This is a genomic window from Photobacterium minamisatsumaniensis (assembly GCF_050336695.1).
Taxonomy (GTDB): Bacteria; Pseudomonadota; Gammaproteobacteria; order Enterobacterales; family Vibrionaceae; genus Photobacterium; species Photobacterium minamisatsumaniensis.
The window spans coordinates 1-18,968 of the sequence record NZ_JAKJSI010000054.1 but is presented as its reverse complement, the minus strand read 5'-3'; the positions used below and the strand labels follow the sequence as shown (position 1 = coordinate 18,968).

Sequence of the window (18,968 nt, the reverse complement as noted above, 5' to 3'; positions counted from 1 at the left end):
ATATGAAGGAAGATAGCGTTTTATCTTGAAAATCCTTGCACAGTGTACAAAATGCGGCTTTCTTGTACAGCTTCTGATATAGTCTTCGCCGTTTAAACATACTAATAATGAGCGGAGACTCGAAATGAAAAAATTAGCGCTTTCTGCTGTAGCAGCAGCTGTCGCCCTGTCAGCAGCACTACCTGCTCAGGCCGCAACTCTTTTAGGGGTAAAAGCAGGTGCTGACGCATGGTTTACCGATGCCAAAATCACTGATGATAATCTTTCGTCAGATAGCAATACTTCAGGTTCGTACTACATTGCGCTAGAACATTTTATCCCTCTGATCCCAAACTTTCGCCTACGTTACACCGATGTAGATAATGGTGATGTGTCTTTTGGTCAGACGGACTACACGGCGTACTATGAAATTCTAGATAACGATGCTGTGGCGTTTGATATCGGTCTAAGCATGGCTAAATTCAACGCTGGTAAATTTGGTTCTGAATCATTCAGCGAATGGCAGCCAAGCGTTTACGGTAATGTTGAAGTAGGTATCCCAATGACTTTCCTTTCTGTCTTTGGTGACCTTAACTACGGTAAATACGACAGCACCACGACCATTGATGGTCAGCTTGGTATGAAATGGTCTATTCCTTTGGTTGCCGCGGATCTAAACATCCGTGGTGGCTACCGTGTGATGGACTACGATTTTGACTTCGTTAAGCAAAACAACGGTGAGTTCAAAACCGATGGCTGGTTCTTAGGTGTTGAAATCGACATCTAATTAGGCGAGTAACTGAACTTTATTCCCAAAGCCACGAAATATCGTGGCTTTTTTGTTGCCTGTTTCTCACTTTTTGTACCATTTTTAAAGGGGCAAGACGATCGGGAAGTGGCTTATGACATTAACTCAATTGCAGAACCTTTATACATCTAGTGATATTGTTGAAGCCGTGATCGAGCCATCGATTCAGGCGAATGGTTGGATCGTGGAATTTCGTCATCGTCGGGGCGGCTTTGTGCCTTTGACAGACGGTGCGGGTAGCGAAAAGTGCTATCACGATATTGATACAGCAACGGAGCGGGCGTTTGAGGTCGGCTTTCACCAAGTAAGAATTGCAGACACCTTCTAACTCCCCCTTATGAGGTGTGTCGTTTCTAAACTGGAGTCATTATGTACTCCAGTTTTGTCTTTTTTCTCCTCTAAATACCTTGATCTCATTGTGTCTATCCATACCAAAAGTTATAAAACATTCTTATCTATTCTTTCTTGTTATTTCATTCAGTAGCTAATCTAACCCGTACGCAATGTATAGGGATCGTCGTGTCATGTTACTAAAGGAACTCTCAGCTTTGGCCAGCCCGCTAAATGATCAACAAATTGATCAACTTAAGCAGGCTACTACCGAGCTTTCGCCACAACAGATGGCGTGGATTAGTGGATATTTTTGGGGGCTAAGCCAAACTCAGACTTCTGATCAGCTTAAGCCTAATCAGCAACCTGTCGCTGCAGTTGCTTCTCGCCCAGCAGGTAAGTTAGTGATCATTTATGCATCACAAACCGGCAATGCCAAAGGGGTTGCACAGGCTCTTAAAGAAGAAGCCGATACGGCGGGTGTGGCTGTTGAGTTGTTTGCTGCTAGTGATTACAAAGGCAAAAATCTCGCCAAAGAAAGCCATGTGATCATTGTGGCTTCAACGCATGGTGAGGGTGAAGCACCTGATGATGCCATTGAATTGCATGAATTTTTACAATCTAAAAAGGCACCTAAGTTACCTAACTTGCAGTATGCCGTGATTGGTTTAGGCGATTCGAGCTATGAATTCTTCTGCCAAACAGCAAAAGACTTTGATACGTACCTTGCCAAGCTCGGTGCAACACCGATGCTTGAGCGCTTAGATTGTGATGTTGACTATGATGCATCTGCTGCCGAATGGCGCATTAAAGCGTTAGACAAAGTATCAGAGACAATTGGTGGCAATGAAGCCGAAGTGGTGCAGCTACCTGTTGGCCAGGCAGCGGCATCGACGTATAGCAAGCAGAAGCCTTATGAAGCGAGCTTGTTGGTCAGCCAAAAAATCACAGGGCGACGTTCTGGTAAAGATGTACGCCATGTCGAAATCGACCTTGAAGGCTCTGGTTTAACGTATCAACCCGGCGATGCACTAGGTGTTTGGTATGACAACGATCCAATACTTGCTCATGCGCTGGTTAGCAAGGCGGGTTTAACGGGTGAAGAGTCCGTTGAGGTTGATGGCGTAGCGACACCACTGTTACAGGCATTAATTACCCGTTATGAAATCACAGCAGCGAATCCACAGTTAGTGACTCGTTTTGCCGAAATCTCAGGTAGTAAAAAGTTAGAAAAACTCGTGGCTGACAAAGAGAAGCTACGTGAATATGCCGCAAATACTCAGATCATTGATGTGTTGGGTGAAAAGAAAACCCAACTTAATGTTGAGCAACTAACTGGCTTGTTAAGACGCTTGACTCCACGGTTATATTCTATTGCATCGAGCCAAGAAGAAGTGGGTGAGGAAGTGCACTTAACTGTCGGTCTGGTGGAGTATGAGAAAGGCAGCGAATCTCGTCAAGGCGGCGCATCGAGCTATTTATCTCACCGCTTAGAAGAAGGTGATAGCGTGAAGGTGTTTGTTGAAGATAACAAGCATTTTAAATTGCCAGAAGATGATACGACTCCTGTGATAATGATTGGCCCTGGTACCGGTATCGCCCCATTCCGTGCTTTTGTTCAGGAGCGCGAAAACCGAGATGCAACAGGAAAGAACTGGCTATTTTTTGGTGACAGAACCTTCACCGAAGATTTCCTTTATCAGGTTGAATGGCAGAAATACTTAAAATCAGGCGTGTTAAATCAGCTCGATGTTGCATTTAGCCGCGACCAAAAAGAAAAAGTTTATGTACAAAATCGCTTATTAGAGCAAGCTACAGATGTGTGGCAATGGCTGCAAGATGGCGCACATGTGTATGTCTGTGGTGATGCTAATCGAATGGCTAAAGATGTGCACGACGCACTGCTCACCATTGCAGAAAAGCAAGGACAATACAGCCGTGAGCAGGCTGAGCAATATTTCAACGATCTACGTAAGAGCAAGCGTTATCAAAAGGATGTGTACTAATGAGCGAACAGAAATTATCAGATAACGAACGCCTTAAACGCGAAAGTGATTTTTTACGTGGTTCGATTGTTGAGGATCTAAGCGATAAAATTACCGGTGGGTTTACGGCAGATAATTTTCAGTTAATCCGCTTTCACGGTATGTACCAGCAGGATGACCGTGATATTCGTGCTGAACGAGCGAAACAGAAGTTAGAGCCGTTACATAATGTCATGCTTCGTGCGCGTATGCCGGGTGGGGTGATCACCCCAACACAATGGTTGGCTATCGATAAGTTTGCCGAAGAACATACCATGTATGGCAGCATTAGGTTGACCACACGGCAGACGTTTCAGTTTCATGGGGTGCTTAAGCCAAACGTGAAATTGATGCACCAAACACTAAACAGCATTGGTATCGATTCGATTGCGACGGCAGGTGATGTAAACCGCAATGTATTATGTACAACGAACCCTGTTGAATCTGAATTGCATCAGGAAGCTTATGAATGGGCGAAGAAGATCAGTGAGCACCTACTGCCAAAAACACGTGCTTATGCTGAAATTTGGCTTGATGGTGAGAAGTTAGAAAGCACAGATGAAGAGCCGATCTTAGGTAGTACGTATTTACCGCGTAAATTTAAAACGACGGTAGTCATCCCCCCACAGAACGATGTTGACGTTCACGCTAACGACTTGAATTTTATTGCTATTGCGAAAGATGGTGAGTTGATTGGCTTCAATGTTTTGGTTGGTGGTGGTCTTGCCATGACCCACGGTGATAAGTCGACTTATCCACGTCGTGCCGATGATTTTGGTTTTGTGCCTCTAGCGAACACACTAGATGTCGCCGCAGCCGTCGTCACCACCCAGCGTGACTGGGGTAATCGTTCAAACCGTAAAAATGCTAAAACCAAATACACGCTTGATCGTGTTGGTAGCGACGTTTTCAAAGCAGAAGTTGAAAAGCGTGCTGGCATTAAGTTTGAGTCGAGTCGCCCTTATGAGTTTACTGATCGTGGAGATCGTATTGGCTGGGTTGATGGGATCGATGGTAAGCACCATTTAGCGTTATTTATTGAAAATGGTCGTCTACTAGATTATCCCGATAAGCCGCTAAAAACAGGTATGGCAGAAATTGCAAAGGTGCATACTGGCGATTTTAGGATGACGGCAAATCAGAACATTATTATTGCAGGTGTTAACAGTGATGATAAAGCGACGATCGAAAAGATCGCGCGTGATCACGGTTTGATTGATGATGGTGTGTCTGAGCAGCGAAAGAATTCCATGGCATGTGTTTCGTTACCAACTTGCCCGCTCGCAATGGCCGAAGCTGAACGATTCTTACCTGATTTTGTTACCGATATTGAACAACGTTTGGTTAAGCATGGTTTAGCCGCTGAGGAAAATATCATAGTACGTGTTACGGGTTGCCCGAATGGTTGTGGCCGAGCGATGCTGGCAGAGATAGGGTTAGTGGGTAAGGCGCCTGGGCGTTATAACTTGCACTTGGGGGGGAACCGTAATGGCACCCGTATTCCTAAGATGTATAAAGAAAATATTACTGTGGCCGAGATACTGTCAGAAATTGATAGTTTAATTGGGCGTTGGTCGAACGAGCGAGAAGCTGGTGAAGACTTTGGTGATTTCACCGTTCGTGCCGGCATTATTGAACCAGTATTGGTTTCTAAGAGAGATTTTTATGCTTAAAGAGCCGCTTGCGACGTTATTAGCGCAAAATAAAGTTGAGCAGATTTTACAGTTGGCTCAAATTAATGCTGAACTTGAAGTGATGTCGGCACAAGCGCGTATTCGTTGGGCTCTTGAAAACTTGCCGGGGCAGTTTGCACTAGCATCAAGTTTTGGCATTCAGTCGGCTGTTATGCTGCATATGGTGACGAAAGAGAAAGCAAATGTACCCGTTATATTGACAGATACGGGTTACCTTTTTCCTGAGACTTACCAGTTTATTGACCTATTAACTAATAAGTTGTCGCTTAATTTGCACGTATACCGCGCAGAATTAAGTCCTGAATGGCAAGAGGCACGCTATGGCCGACTTTGGGAACAAGGGCTTACAGGCATTAAGCAGTATAATCGATTCAATAAAGTTGAACCGATGAGGCGTGCATTCGATGAACTTGCCGTTGTAACATGGTTTTCAGGTTTGCGCCGAGAGCAGTCAGAAAGCCGGGCGACGTTGCCAGTACTCGCGATTCAAAATGGTCAATTTAAATTTTTACCATTGATCGATTGGAGTAACGAGCAGATCGATGCTTACTTAGTCGCCCATGACTTACCCTACCATCCATTAAAAGAGTTGGGCTATTTATCGGTGGGAGATACACATACCACGAAGAAATGGGAGCCGGGGATGACAGAAGAAGAAACACGATTCTTTGGTCTAAAGCGAGAGTGTGGTTTACATGAAAGTGATGCCGAGTCCGATGGTTCTGGGATCTAGCACCTAGTTTCATTTTAGCTCTAAAGGAAACGCCTTATCATTTATTGATAAGGCGTTTCTTATTGATTGAGATCTGACGCTGTAATGCTATAAATTCACATGGTTATGACAGATAGCCTTGATTCATACGCTACATTTCTGCGCAAAAAATGAATCTATCGAGATATGTGGTCGCTATGTACCAATATCGGTGAAGGCTTAATTGGTTGTAGGGTTCCACACATTACCAAGGCTTTCCATTAGCCCGGCACTTGCTCCTTGATCGCCAAGGAACTGCATGACGACAGGAATAAACTGGCTAACCATACTGGCATCCATTCCCAGCGCACTGAATACTTGATTGATGGTGTCCATATTGCCAAGTAAGCTACCCACGCCAGGGGGTAAGCTATCTGCAAGTGCATCAGCTCCTGGGATCATTTTGGCTAACTCAGAAGCTTGATCTCCACTTAGTTGGCTTGATGCAATTGAAAGCAGAGCACCGGCACCACCTGTTGCTTGCTCTGGACTCACGCCTAGTTGGCTACTGAGTAGATCGGTTAATGGATTATTCGCTTCAGTTTCGGTTGGAGTTTCATCATCTCCCCCGAAGAGATCCGATAAACTGAATGCAGCACTGGTTGCAGGCATTGCCAGTAACGTGACGAGTGTGGTTGTGAGTAGAAAGCGCTGACGCCATGGTGATGAGTTTGCCATCAAAATCCTCCTTGAATGATATTGAGCAATAAGGTTTGCTATATATTCAGTCTAGTTAGGAATGCGGCGTAGATGCCAAAAGAATAACAAAAACACAAAAAAATTAGAAAGTTGTCACAGTGGGATTGGTAAGATGGCTTGGAGGGATAACAAAAAACGGTGCCGAAGCACCGTTTTTACCGATAATCGATATACGATTAAAGGATGTCTAGTAGTTCAACTTCGAATACTAGAGCAGCATATGGAGGAATTGCAGCACCTGCGCCGCGCTCGCCGTATGCTAGATCTTGTGGGATGTAAAGTTTCCACTTAGAGCCAACAGGCATCATTTGTAGAGCTTCAACCCAACCTGCGATAACGCCAGTTACTGGGAATTCAGCAGGCTGACCACGAGATACAGAGCTGTCGAAAACAGTGCCGTCTGTTAGTTCGCCGTGGTAGTGAACACGTACTTGCTTGTCTGAAGATGGGATTTCACCGTTACCTTCAACAAGAACTTCGTACTGTAGACCAGATTCAGTTACAGTTACTTCAGAGCGTAGTGCATTGTCTTTTAGAAATGCTTCGCCGTCAGCTGATGCAGCTTGAGCTTGTTCTTGACGAGCTGCTTCTGCGCGAGTGTGTAGATCGCGAAGTGCGTTGTTGATGTCGTCAACTTCGATTTCAGGCATGTCGCCAGTTAGAGAAGTCGCGATACCTTTTGCGATAGCAGCAACGTTAAGGCCTTCAAGACCGCTTTGTGCTAGCTGTTGGCCCATTTGTAGACCGATACCGTAGCTTGCTTTAGTTTCAACTGTATCTAGTTTAACGTCAGACATGTGTCATCTCTTAATTAGAGTAAATAAAGCAGGAAGGATAACAGTTTCACCCCCTTAGGGTAAACTTTTGTGGCAAGATGTTGTTTGATTGCGTGAGTAGGAAAGCGCTGGAGTGTATTTATGGGACAGGCCAAACGCCGTTTAAAGAAAAAAAGAGAATTTACGTTTCCACGTCTTACCTTTGATAAGGCGGCGTTGAAACAGGTCGGATCTAATTTACGCGTAAAACTGGCACCACTTGAATCTAAATGGCGTCAGTTACCAAAGTTGCACCGCCGTGCCCTGACGGTATTGATCCCTGTCATGGGGCTCCTTATGCTGTTACCAGCGAGCCCTCCTTTACCGAGTGGTGCGACAAGCGATACGGTTCGACGTGAACTGGTACTCGATCTTAGTGGAAATCAGCAACCTGAAGTGAATGTTGTGGAGGTTGGAGAACGTCCGGAGCCAATCTCCCCGCCACGATCAGTGCAGCAGCCGAAGCAAGAAGTGGTCAAGCAGGCACCTGTACAGCCCCAGCGTACTGAGTGGGAACAAGTTAAGGTGCAAAAAGGTGAGACTCTCGCCAATATTTTCCGTAAAAATGCATTACCACTGACCGACCTTTACGCCGTTGCTGCGATTGAAGGTGATGATAAGCCGCTAAGTCGAGTGAAGGCGGGACAGCTGTTACGTTATAAGCAAACGGCGAAAGGTAATTTGGACGCATTGCAAATCGAAGGGCGTAATGGTGAGCCTGTGATGTTCTTCCGTCGTTCAGATGGCAGCTTTGCTCGAAGCCAATAGTTTAGCCAACAGCTGATTAAAAAAAGCCACATTACGTGGCTTTTTTTATGCCTGTTTTTGTGAAGAAATACGCTTAGTGAGTCGCATATCTATATGAGGGATCCCGTCTTCAAGGTATTCCTCGGAGCAGGCCGTAAACCCGTAACGCTGATAATAATGCTGCAGGTGTGATTGAGCGCCAATCTCTATACTGTGCTCAGGCCAGTGCTTTTCTGCTTCAATAAGCCCTTGCTCTAAAAGTTGGTAGCCAATGCCGTTTCCTCGCGCAGAGGGAGAGGTAAGCACCCGCCCGACACTGACATCTGCATAGGTGAGCCCGGGGGGAAGTAAGCGTAGGTATGCGACTAACTCACCTTGTTGATAACCCAGTAAGTGATAAGTGCCTGTATGACAATCATGATTATCAATATCAGGATAGACACAGTTTTGCTCAACAACAAAGACATCTGAACGAAGCTTGAGTAATTGGTAGAGCTGATGGGTGTTAAGTTGCTCAAACGTGAGGCATTGCCATTGCATTGACTTCTCCTGATGTTAAATGGACTTTAATCGTTTTTTAGCATATTCACTCAACTTGCCTTTTGCATTAACAAAAGGCAACAGCGAATACTATTTTTGACTCTCATTCTGTATTTGACGTTTTTTAATTCGGCTAAGGCTGGTGGAAGTGATACCAAGATATGAAGCAACCTGATAATCGGCTAGCCGGCTAATAAGTTCAGGGAAGCTATGGCTAAACAGTAAGAAACGCTCTTCTGGATTATGAATTAACATAAAACGTTCTTTGTGTTCTTTAAATTGTAATTGGCGTTCAAGTAGGTTGAGGTAGAGAGTTTCGCGGTGAAGTCGCCATTGCCTGATAATCTCAATGGGTATTGCAATGAGCTTACTGGCACTGAGTGTTTCAAGTAAAAAGGGGGAAGGGGTATCGCTAAGTAAGCTTTCAAAACCGATTAAAACATCCTGATCCCAATAAAACTCTTTACTAAATTGCCTGCCGTCAGGGGTGAGATAACAAGCGTGGCAAATGCCTTCAAGTAGAAAGTAGCAATACTCAGGTTGTTCGCCTTGATTGAGTAAAATGTGTCGGGTAGGGAGTTCTAGTGGTTCAGCCGCTGCGGTGGCCTGTTCGATTAAGGCTTCTGATGCACCGTGTTGCTTTAAAAATGTAGCGAGTACAGGTGTCATAACATTGTGGTTGGTTGCTTGGTGATAGATAACAGCATACCAAAAAAATACCGCAGCAAAAGCTGCGGTATCAGTTATTACTTATCGTGGCTGAAAAGAAAGATTACTTCTGAAGATCAATTTGGTAAATGGCAAAGCCCACTTTATCGGTTGTGACTTTTTCCATTGGGTATTGTGCTTTCTCTTTGATAAAGGCCGCGGCTTTTTCACTTGGCGATGTTTCGAAAGTGATGTTTAACTGCTTATCACTCTTCAATGGTGCAAAACGCCAGTTGTTATCAGCACTTGGAACGACCTGACCTTCTTCTTCGCTTACACGTGTAATGTAGTCTGCGACAACAGTACGGTTTTCATCTGGTGATGCGAAGGCAATAAAGTCTTCACCAGTGCCAGGGAACTTACCGCTGTATGCTCGGTAGTTGTTGGTCGCTACGATAAAGGGTTGATCGTCTTTGACTGGTTTACCATTGAATGTGAGCTCTTGGATTCGCTCTGCTTTATCATTAATTAGCTTACAATCGCCATCAAAACGAGCGGGTTGTGACACATCAATACTGTAATTTACGCCATCGATAACATCGAAGTTATAGGTACGGAAACCATCCCAGTTGATTAGGCCTTGTTGCTCTGTGCTATTTAGGTCAATTTGATTGAATTGACCCGCAGAACATTCCAACCAGTTCTTCACGTCTTTACCTGTTACTTTCATTGCCACAAGGGTATTTGGGTAAAGGTACAGATCCGCGGCATTACGGAAAGTTAACTGTCCAGATTCTACTTCGGTAAAGTTGGTAGGATCGTTTCCACGACCACCCGCTTTAAATGGGGCTGCAGCCGATAAAACAGGTATGCCATCAAGGTCGGGGTCGCCTTGAATGAAGCGCTCAACGTAATCTTTCTGTGCAAGGCTAACAATTTGCACCGTTGGATCATCTTGTACCAGTGCTAGGAAGCTATACATAACATCGCTGGCTTTGCCGAGTGGTTGGTTTACAAATTCACGTGTGCCTTTATGATCGGCCTGAACTGCTTCAACCATCTTCGAGTCTGCATCGACTAAAGACTTATTATTGTTAACATCAAATATTGGACGAGCTTCAGTTTGTGCACTGGTTACCGTCCATTCATCACCGTTTTGTTTTAGAACAAGATCCATCACCCCTAGGTGATCGCCCCAACGGCCTGGCATTACCGCAGGAATACCATTGATTGTGCCTTTTTCTACATCAGTGTTGGGTAGATTGGCAAAGCTTTGGCTTGGGAATACGGCATGTGCATGACCAAAGGCGATAGCATCAATACCGTCTACTTCCGTGAGGTAATATACTGAGTTTTCAGCCATTGCTTTATATGGGTCAACGGAGATACCGGAGTGCGGGATAGCAACAATGATATCAGCGCCTTCGGCTTTCATTTGAGGAACGTATTTTTCTGCTGACTTTTTAATGTCTTCTGCTTTTACTTTTCCTTCAAGGTTCTTCTTATCCCATACCAAAATTTGAGGTGGAACAAAGCCAATGTAGCCCACTTTAACTTCGTGCTCAGCACCATCGGTATCTTTAAATGTGTGCGTTTTTATCAGGTATGGCTTAAAGAGTGACTTCCCTGTTTTTGCATCGTAAACATTTGAGTTGATGTAAGGGAAGTTGGCCCCTGCAATGGCCTTGTCTAAAAACTCTAATCCATAGTTGAATTCATGGTTGCCGATGTTACCTACATCATAACCAAGTTGGTTCATGGCTTTATATACGGGGTGGATATCGCCACTCTCAAGCCCTTTAGCTGCCATGTAGTCACCCATAGGACTACCCTGGATCAAATCACCATTATCAACCAAGATGCTATTAATGACCTCAGACTGTGCTTGCTTTACAAGGGTCGCAGTTCGTACCAAGCCAGTTTTCTGTGTTGGCTTATCTTTGTAGTAGTCGTAATCCATGACATTGGTATGAATGTCAGTGGTTTCAAGAATACGAAGTTTAATGGTGTCTGCAGTTGCTGGGCCCGCGATGGCTAGCATGCCGCCCAGAATCGCTAGCGATAATGGCTTGGCTGATAACGTCATGTTTTTCTCCAAGTTAATAGGTACAGGAAGTGTGCATAAGGTAACAAAAATGCGGTGTTTGTTACGTATTGTATTGATTTTAGTGTGCCTAAACTCTCATTTTTTTGCTTGCAAAGGTGTGGGTTTGTGCAGCTTGTCTCTTTTCTATACTGGTCACTATTGTTCATAAAGGTAGACGAAAAAAGCATAACTTAAGTGAAATAGGTCTATCTAAGCGGTGTTGAGCTGAGCGTTAAGGTGAAAAAGGGCTTTTTTTAACTCAAATCAGGCAGTTTTTTATGAGGTATGGGAAATTGAAACAAAAAATATCACCAAGACAAACTTTTTGGAATAAAAAATGAAGTTTTAGAATTTCAGGTAATATTCCCTCGCCACTATAGTTCATCCATTACGGAATTGTAGGTGCACGGATAAATGGAATATTTGCCAATATTTGCAGACTTAAAGCGACGCCCATGTTTGGTTGTTGGCGGGAATGATATCGCTTGGCGTAAAACTCGAATGTTGTTAAACGCTGGTGCTGATGTCAGAGTGATTGCAGACAACTTGTCATCTGAATTTCAAGTAGCAATAGATGATGCGCGAGTGACGTTTATTGGTACTCAATTCTCACCTACCGATCTTGATGGCATCTTTTTGGCTATTGCCGCGACTGATCGCAAAGCAATTAATGCATTGGTTTATCAGTCAGCCAATCAGCGTCAAGTGCTGGTCAATGTCGTCGATGATACCCAGCGTTGTAGTTTTATCGTCCCTTCTATAATTGACCGTTCTCCTATTATTGTTGCCGTATCATCTTCAGGTAAAGCGCCCGTTTTGGCTCGTTTAGTTAGAGAGCAGCTAGAAGCCATATTGCCTCAGCACCTTGGCAAAATGGCAACCATTGCAGGTCGCTTCCGTGCTCGCCTTGCATCAAAAGTTACTTCATTCTCGTCTCGTCGTAGATTCTGGGAGCAAGCTTTCACAGGGCGTTTTTCATCATTAATTGCTTCAGGACAAGAACAAGCCGCAGAACAAGAATTAGAGCAATTATCGAATGGTGTCGAGAGTGCTGGAGAAGTAGCTCTGATAGGTGCTGGGCCTGGCGATGCAGGGTTATTAACCTTAAGAGCATTACAGCTGATGCAGCAAGCTGATGTGGTGTTATATGACTATTTAGTGTCTGACGATGTGATGGCTTTAGTTCGGCGTGATGCTGAATTGGTGTGTGTAGGGAAAAAAGCAGGCTTCCATAGTGTACCCCAAGAGCAAACTAATAAGCTGATTGTGCAATATGCATCGCAAGGTAAGCGTGTTGTGCGTTTAAAAGGGGGTGACCCGTTCGTATTTGGACGTGGTGGTGAAGAGCTTGAAGTGTTGTTCGATGAAGGTATTCCTTTTCAAGTCGTGCCGGGTATCACTGCCGCTGCTGGGGCGACCGCCTATGCTGGTATCCCACTTACACATCGTGATTATGCTCAGACGGCAATGTTTATTACGGGGCACTTAAAACCTGATGGCAGCGCGCTGGATTGGTCGACTCTCGCACGAGGCAACCAAACGCTCGTTATTTATATGGGGCTGATGAATTCTTTAGAGATTCAACGACAGTTGGTTAAACATGGACGTACAGAGAGCACGCCTATCGCTATCATTGAACGTGGTAGCCAGCCCTCTCAAACAGTATTCAAAGGCCAGCTCCATGAACTGGCAGAATTAGCGAAAAAAGCCTCTTCACCTTCATTAATTGTTGTTGGTGAGGTTGTCACTCTTTCAGAAAAACTACATTGGTTCGGACAGCAGGAACAGCATTTGCATAACAGTACTGATAAACAGGCTGTCGTGAAGCTGGCTTAGTATGGAGAGAATAATGGACCCGAAACGACTAACCCACCTAAAGCAACTTGAAGCAGAAAGTATTCATATTATCCGTGAAGTTGCCGCAGAGTTTGATAACCCCGTGATGATGTATTCAATCGGTAAAGATTCCTCGGTGATGCTGCATTTAGCACGCAAGGCGTTTTACCCAGGAAAAATTCCTTTTCCATTGTTACATGTCGATACGGATTGGAAATTCCGCGAAATGATTGAATTTCGTGATCGTGCAGCAGAGAAATATGGTTTTGATTTGCTCGTACATAAAAACCCCGAAGGGTTAGCGATGGGGATCAGCCCATTTAAACATGGTTCATCCAAGCATACCGATATCATGAAAACACAAGGGCTAAAGCAAGCATTGGACCATTATGGTTTTGATGCTGCGTTTGGTGGTGCTCGACGTGATGAAGAGAAATCTCGAGCGAAAGAGCGGGTCTATTCATTCCGCGACCAAAACCATACTTGGGATCCGAAGAATCAACGACCTGAACTGTGGAAAACGTACAACGGCCAAATAAATAAAGGTGAAAGCATTCGTGTTTTCCCGCTTTCGAATTGGACTGAGTTAGATATTTGGCAATACATCTACCTTGAAGAGATTGATATCGTACCTCTTTATTTATCTGACGTACGCCCAGTAGTCGATCGTGATGGCATGTTGATAATGGTTGACGATGATCGAATGGAGCTTAAGCCGGGTGAAAAAATTGAGCAAAAAAGTGTCCGTTTTCGCACCTTAGGCTGTTATCCACTGACTGGTGCGATTGAATCTGAAGCCAACACCCTTACAGGGATCATTGAAGAGATGTTAGTCGCGACATCCAGTGAGCGTCAGGGACGAGCGATAGATCACGACCAGTCGGGTTCAATGGAGCTTAAAAAACGTCAGGGATACTTCTAAGGAGAGAAAGATGAACAGTGTAATTGAACAGCAAGTGGCTGAGTTAGGTATCGAAGGCTACCTTGACCAGCATCAACATAAGTCCCTATTACGTTTTTTAACGTGCGGCTCGGTCGATGATGGTAAAAGTACCTTGATTGGTCGTTTGCTGCATGACTCCCAACAAATTTATGAAGATCAGTTAGCTGCTATACATGCCGACAGCCAAAAGGTGGGCACGACGGGCGACAAGCCAGATCTTGCTTTGTTAGTTGATGGACTACAGGCTGAACGAGAGCAAGGTATTACCATTGATGTGGCTTATCGTTATTTTTCGACCAAGCTGCGTAAATTTATTATTGCAGATACTCCAGGGCATGAGCAGTACACACGGAATATGGCAACAGGTGCATCCACGTGTGATGTTGCGGTTATCCTAATAGATGCGCGTAAAGGTGTACTCGACCAGACTCGCCGACATTCTTTTATCGCGAGTTTGTTAGGGATCCGACACTTTATTGTCGCAATCAATAAGATGGACTTAGTAGGGTTTGAGCAGGAACGATTTGAAACGATCCGCGATGAATACCTTGCCTTTGCTGAGAAGTTGAACCCCTCACTAGACATTAAACTGGTGCCACTTTCGGCATTAGATGGTGATAACGTCGTTGATATGAGTGAGCAGACACCTTGGTATCATGGTGAGTCATTACTGTCATTATTAGAATCAGTCGATATTAGCCATGATAAACAAGGTGGTGACTTCCGTTTACCTGTGCAGTATGTCAACCGGCCAAATCTCGATTTCAGAGGGTTTGCTGGCACGATTGCATCAGGTGCCATTAATGTCGGAGATACTATCACGGCTTTGCCTTCAGGTAAGTCTTCTAACGTTGAGCGTATTGTGACATTCGATGGTGACTTACCAACGGCGTTTGCAGGTCAGGCTATTACTTTAACCCTTACTGATGAAATTGATGTTAGTCGCGGTGATACCTTAGTCGCAGGCGATGCAACGGTACCATTAAGTAATCAATTACTCGCTGATATTGTATGGATGGCAGAAGCACCATTAGAGGTTGGCCGTCAATACGATATTAAGGTGGCGGGTAAGAAGACTGTCGGTAGTGTGAAGGCAATCCGACACCAAGTCGATATCAATAATTTAGAGACGTTCAAGGTTGATAGCCTCCCATTGAATGGTATTGGACTTTGTGAGGTTGCACTTACAGAAAGTATTGCTGTTGATTCATACCAGGATTGCCCTGATACCGGGGGCTTTATTGTTATCGATAGACTGAGTAATGTCACCGTTGGGGCTGGGATGATCCGAGAGGCATTGGCAGCAGAGCAACCAATAGCACAAGAACCAACAGCTTCTTTTGAAGTTGAACTCAATGCACTCATCCGTAAGCATTTTCCTCATTGGGAAGCGAAGGATGTCAGTAAGTTGCTAGGATAGATATGATGGAATGGGAACAAGGAATGGTTCTTGCCATGTTAATGGTGATCATAACCTGTCTAATTACAACAAAAATTAAGGCGCCATATTTATTTGCTGGTGCTGCATTTGTTGGGTTTCAGGTTGGAATGATTGATTTGCCGACTTTAGCTGGTAACTTCACGAATTCATCACTATTGACGTTAGTGCTGCTAATCCTTGTTTCTATTGCCTTAGAAAAGACACGCTTGATTAGTTGGGTAGGAAGACAGATTTCGCAAGGAGGACAGTCAACGGTGGTTGCTAAGTTAGGGCTATCAACCGCTTTTCTATCGTCATTTACGAATAATACCGCTGTTGTTGTGTCATTGATTGGTGCGATTAAGCGTAATCAAAGGCATGCGCCCTCACGTCTACTTATTCCTTTATCTTATGCTGCAATTCTAGGTGGTACGCTGACATTAATTGGTACGTCAACCAACCTGATCATCAACAGCTTTGTTGAAGACGCGGGTTTACCAAGCCTCGGTTTTTTTGCGCCAACGACCATAGGCTTAGCTGTGCTGGTGATTGGTCTACTGATTTTAATCCCACTAAGCTACCTACTGCCTGTTTATGACGATAGTAGTCAAGATGACTTGCCTTATTTTCTTGAAGCTAAAGTTGAAGTTGGCTCGACATTGGTAGGAAAAACGATTGCAGAGAATGGATTGAGAGCCCTACGCCGCCTGTTTTTGGCTGAAGTTATTCGTGATGGACAAACAATTGCTTCTGTTTGCCCTGACACCCAGTTAATTGCTGGTGATAGATTATTATTTTGTGGGGATGTTGAAAGCGTTACAACTCTTCAAGAAATTAACGGATTGACGCTGTTTGGCCAACATCACTTGAATGGTCAGTCCATGCTAGAGGTTATTGTTAGTCAATCTGCAGGTATTAGAGGCCAGACATTAAAAAATGTGAAATTTAGAGAGCGTTTTGATGCCGTTGTTGTCGCGATAAGACGAGGGCATGAACGACTAGCTGGTGGCTTGGGGAACATAGAACTGCACGCGGGAGATACACTTGTTATTGTTCCTGGCAAAGAATTCAATCAAAAAAAACAGCAATTAAATAGAGAATTTGTACTTGTTAATGGTCTTGATTCAAGTGCAAAGCTTGATCGTTGTAAAAGCATGGCTGTGCTGCTGGGCTTTGCAGCAGTTATCGTTGGTTCATTGTTTGAGCTATTTCCGATTATAAAAGGTTTAGCTGCTTACTTATTACTTTTAATTTTTACTGGAACTATTTCTTTTGCCGAATTAAGGCGGCGCTTTCCTGTTGATATCGTTGTTATCGTTGGTTCTGCATTAAGCCTTGCTCAATTAATGCTATCAAGCGGTTTGTCAGCGCGGATGGGGGAAATGCTAATGACCTCATTTAATGGATTAGGTATATACGGCGCACTGGTTGCGGTTTACTTCTTAACCTTAGTATTGACAGAGCTCGTCACTAATAATGCAGCAGCGGCACTTTCCTTTCCCATTGCTTATAGCTTAGCAATTAGCTATGGCGTAGATCCTATGCCATTTATTATGGCTATTTTGTTTGGGGCAAGTGCTAGTTTTATATCACCTTATGGATATCAAACAAACCTGCTTGTGTACAGCGTAGGCAATTATAAGTTGAAAGACTACCTAAGAGTCGGGCTCCCTATATCGTGTGTCTATTCAATGGTTGTTCTTACTTTGATCCCACTGTTATTTCCTTTTTAAATATTGATACAAATGGAGTTGATTATGTCCTCGGTTGTTGAGCCTAAGCAGAGTGAAAACGTTGTTTGGCATTCTTATTCGGTTGATAAAGGTTTTAGGTCTGAACAGAAAAAACAGCAACCTTGTGTTTTGTGGTTTACAGGCTTAAGTGGCGCTGGTAAATCGACGGTTGCGGGGGCACTAGAATCACGTTTATCGCAGTTGGGTTACCATACGTACCTGCTTGACGGTGACAATGTACGTCATGGCCTTTGTCAAGATCTTGGCTTCTCTGCCGAGGATCGACGTGAGAATATTCGTCGAATTGGTGAAGTCGCGAAGTTAATGACAGATGCTGGCCTTATTGTGCTTAGTGCATTCATTTCACCTCATCGACAAGAAAGAAAGCTGGTACGCGATATGCTGCCTTCTGAAGAGTTTATAGAGGTCTTTGTTGATACGCCTTTAGAGGAATGCGAAAAACGGGATCCTAAAGGATTGTATAAAAAAGCACGGGCGGGCGAGATCAAGTACTTTACAGGTATTGATTCTGAATATGAGAAGCCAGTTAATCCCGAAATCCACTTGTCAGCAGGAAGTGCAACCATTGATGAGTTAGTCTCGCAGTGTTTAGGTGCGATGAAGCAGCAGCGTATTATTCGTTAATCGAAAGGGATGAAGTATTAATGAGTTGCTAGAATCAATAAACTTAGTTACTTCACAAGCTGGTGGCCTGAGCATGAATAACCAACGTGTCTATAATAGGCTATCAACCTGATAGCATTCGTTGATTCAAGTTGGCACCTCGTCAAGTTGTCACCTTATTTCCGAAAGCGTTATCGCTGAGTGGCACTCTCAGTGGTGGCTCTAACTTACAACCACGGTTGATCCCTCTATATATAGTGATTGGATAAATACGCTTGCGGCAATGCTATTTATAAGCTTGTCGCATATTTTGTTCACTTCATCTCATTATCTTGCCTATTCTTATGAATCAAAGCTGAAAATAACCCTCATAATTACTTTAGATTATCTTCAATGTGTCTTTTTTGTGGTTTTTATGGCTTTTATGCTGGAATTGTCTGCAGTCGGTAAAAAATTACAATAAAAGCATTGCCTCAACCTAGGGTTTCTCTATAATGCCGCCACACCAGCAGATATGTGGGCTTTAGTAAGTTATTTACAAGCTGTGTATAACTTGTTGGTTAATCGGTTTTATGACTTTTTGATAGGAAATGAGCTTGACTCAGCCATTTAAAGGGTTAGTATTGCCGCTCTCGTTTGAATATGATGCTTAATGTGTTGAAAAGCACAGTCTGGTTTATTCGAGTGTTGTCAACTAAGGGTTTTGAAATTTTCTTTAAAATTATTGTTGACATGAAGAGTGTGCGGTGTAAGATACGCAACCTCGACCAGCACAGCGTGCTGAGTCACTGTTCTTTAACAATTTGACCATGCAATCTGTGTGGGCACTCGTGAAAAAGTTAAGTCAAAAGATTTATCAATGAACTGAGTGACCAATACGAAATAGCTTCGGCTATATCGGCACAGTCAATTCGAATRTCATGACTAGCTTCTAGTTATTGATGTTCAATCAGTATTCGTTGAGCCGGTCGAGAGACCACAAAAATTCTAATTGAAGAGTTTGATCATGGCTCAGATTGAACGCTGGCGGCAGGCCTAACACATGCAAGTCGAGCGGCAGCGACAACAACAATCCTTCGGGGGCGTTGTTGGGCGGCGAGCGGCGGACGGGTGAGTAATGCCTGGGAATATGCCTTAGTGTGGGGGATAACTATTGGAAACGATAGCTAATACCGCATAACGTCTTCGGACCAAAGAGGGGGACCTTCGGGCCTCTCGCGCTAAGATTAGCCCAGGTGGGATTAGCTAGTTGGTGGGGTAATGGCTCACCAAGGCGACGATCCCTAGCAGC

16 protein-coding genes and 1 rRNA gene are annotated in these 18,968 nt (G+C 44.1%); 12 read left to right on the top strand and 5 right to left on the bottom strand.

Annotated elements, in window-relative coordinates:
- Positions 1-124: 124 nt before the first annotated feature.
- The 5 genes from L4D78_RS24575 to L4D78_RS24555 all read left to right on the top strand — a co-directional run bounded on the left by L4D78_RS24575 (position 125) and on the right by L4D78_RS24555 (position 5,568).
- Complete coding sequence (locus L4D78_RS24575; RefSeq protein ID WP_428459402.1) at positions 125-766, top strand: TIGR04219 family outer membrane beta-barrel protein; 642 nt, start codon at positions 125-127, stop codon at positions 764-766.
- Between the two features lie 115 nt (positions 767-881).
- The gene (locus tag L4D78_RS24570; RefSeq protein WP_428459401.1) at positions 882-1,115 is read left to right on the top strand and encodes a thymidylate kinase; all 234 of its coding nucleotides are present in this window, start codon (positions 882-884) and stop codon (positions 1,113-1,115) included.
- Between the two features lie 196 nt (positions 1,116-1,311).
- On the top strand, positions 1,312-3,123 hold the full coding sequence (locus L4D78_RS24565) for an assimilatory sulfite reductase (NADPH) flavoprotein subunit (protein WP_428469369.1): 1,812 nt from the start codon (positions 1,312-1,314) through the stop codon (positions 3,121-3,123).
- Positions 3,123-4,814, top strand: coding sequence for an assimilatory sulfite reductase (NADPH) hemoprotein subunit (cysI, locus tag L4D78_RS24560; protein WP_428469368.1), 1,692 nt, complete (start codon positions 3,123-3,125; stop codon positions 4,812-4,814). The genes L4D78_RS24565 and cysI overlap by 1 nt, the downstream gene beginning before the upstream one ends.
- Positions 4,807-5,568, top strand: a complete 762-nt coding sequence (locus L4D78_RS24555) for a phosphoadenylyl-sulfate reductase (protein WP_428469367.1) — start codon at positions 4,807-4,809, stop codon at positions 5,566-5,568. The genes cysI and L4D78_RS24555 overlap by 8 nt, the downstream gene beginning before the upstream one ends.
- 198 nt (positions 5,569-5,766) lie before the next feature.
- Here L4D78_RS24555 and L4D78_RS24550 read toward each other — a convergent pair whose 3' ends face one another.
- Both L4D78_RS24550 and bamJ read right to left on the bottom strand, forming a co-directional pair.
- Positions 5,767-6,264: a DUF2780 domain-containing protein gene (locus L4D78_RS24550; RefSeq protein ID WP_428469366.1), complete on the bottom strand. Its 498-nt coding sequence runs from the start codon at positions 6,262-6,264 to the stop codon at positions 5,767-5,769.
- 197 nt (positions 6,265-6,461) lie between these two features.
- Positions 6,462-7,082: a BamJ family beta-barrel-assembly machinery protein gene (bamJ, locus tag L4D78_RS24545; protein ID WP_428459396.1), complete on the bottom strand. Its 621-nt coding sequence runs from the start codon at positions 7,080-7,082 to the stop codon at positions 6,462-6,464.
- 120 nt (positions 7,083-7,202) lie between these two features.
- On the opposite strand from bamJ, the gene L4D78_RS24540 reads away from it, so the two are divergent.
- On the top strand, positions 7,203-7,868 hold the full coding sequence (locus L4D78_RS24540) for a LysM-like peptidoglycan-binding domain-containing protein (RefSeq protein ID WP_428469365.1): 666 nt from the start codon (positions 7,203-7,205) through the stop codon (positions 7,866-7,868).
- 45 nt (positions 7,869-7,913) lie between these two features.
- Here L4D78_RS24540 and L4D78_RS24535 read toward each other — a convergent pair whose 3' ends face one another.
- The 3 genes from L4D78_RS24535 to L4D78_RS24525 all read right to left on the bottom strand — a co-directional run bounded on the left by L4D78_RS24535 (position 7,914) and on the right by L4D78_RS24525 (position 11,121).
- The gene (locus L4D78_RS24535) at positions 7,914-8,387 is read right to left on the bottom strand and encodes a GNAT family N-acetyltransferase (protein WP_428469364.1); all 474 of its coding nucleotides are present in this window, start codon (positions 8,385-8,387) and stop codon (positions 7,914-7,916) included.
- A gap of 90 nt (positions 8,388-8,477) precedes the next feature.
- Entirely contained in the window at positions 8,478-9,056 is a 579-nt protein-coding gene (locus L4D78_RS24530; RefSeq protein ID WP_428469363.1) for a Crp/Fnr family transcriptional regulator, read from the bottom strand.
- Positions 9,057-9,159: 103 nt separating this feature from the next.
- A complete protein-coding gene (locus L4D78_RS24525; protein WP_428469362.1) occupies positions 9,160-11,121 on the bottom strand; it encodes a bifunctional 2',3'-cyclic-nucleotide 2'-phosphodiesterase/3'-nucleotidase in 1,962 nt (653 codons plus the stop codon).
- Between the two features lie 414 nt (positions 11,122-11,535).
- Here L4D78_RS24525 and cysG point away from each other — a divergent pair, with 414 nt between their 5' ends.
- From cysG to L4D78_RS24495, 6 genes are all read left to right on the top strand, one after another.
- Positions 11,536-12,957, top strand: a complete 1,422-nt coding sequence (gene cysG, locus L4D78_RS24520; protein ID WP_428469361.1) for a siroheme synthase CysG — start codon at positions 11,536-11,538, stop codon at positions 12,955-12,957.
- A gap of 13 nt (positions 12,958-12,970) precedes the next feature.
- Positions 12,971-13,879, top strand: a complete 909-nt coding sequence (gene cysD, locus L4D78_RS24515) for a sulfate adenylyltransferase subunit CysD (RefSeq protein WP_428469360.1) — start codon at positions 12,971-12,973, stop codon at positions 13,877-13,879.
- Between the two features lie 10 nt (positions 13,880-13,889).
- Positions 13,890-15,320 (top strand): sulfate adenylyltransferase subunit CysN, encoded by a 1,431-nt coding sequence (cysN, locus tag L4D78_RS24510; RefSeq protein ID WP_428469359.1) that lies wholly within the window; start codon positions 13,890-13,892, stop codon positions 15,318-15,320.
- A 5-nt stretch (positions 15,321-15,325) separates the two neighbouring features.
- Entirely contained in the window at positions 15,326-17,053 is a 1,728-nt protein-coding gene (locus L4D78_RS24505) for an SLC13 family permease (protein WP_428469396.1), read from the top strand.
- 24 nt (positions 17,054-17,077) lie between these two features.
- The gene (gene cysC / locus L4D78_RS24500; protein ID WP_428469358.1) at positions 17,078-17,698 is read left to right on the top strand and encodes an adenylyl-sulfate kinase; all 621 of its coding nucleotides are present in this window, start codon (positions 17,078-17,080) and stop codon (positions 17,696-17,698) included.
- Between the two features lie 967 nt (positions 17,699-18,665).
- Positions 18,666-18,968, top strand: a 16S ribosomal RNA gene (locus L4D78_RS24495); the annotation flags it as partial.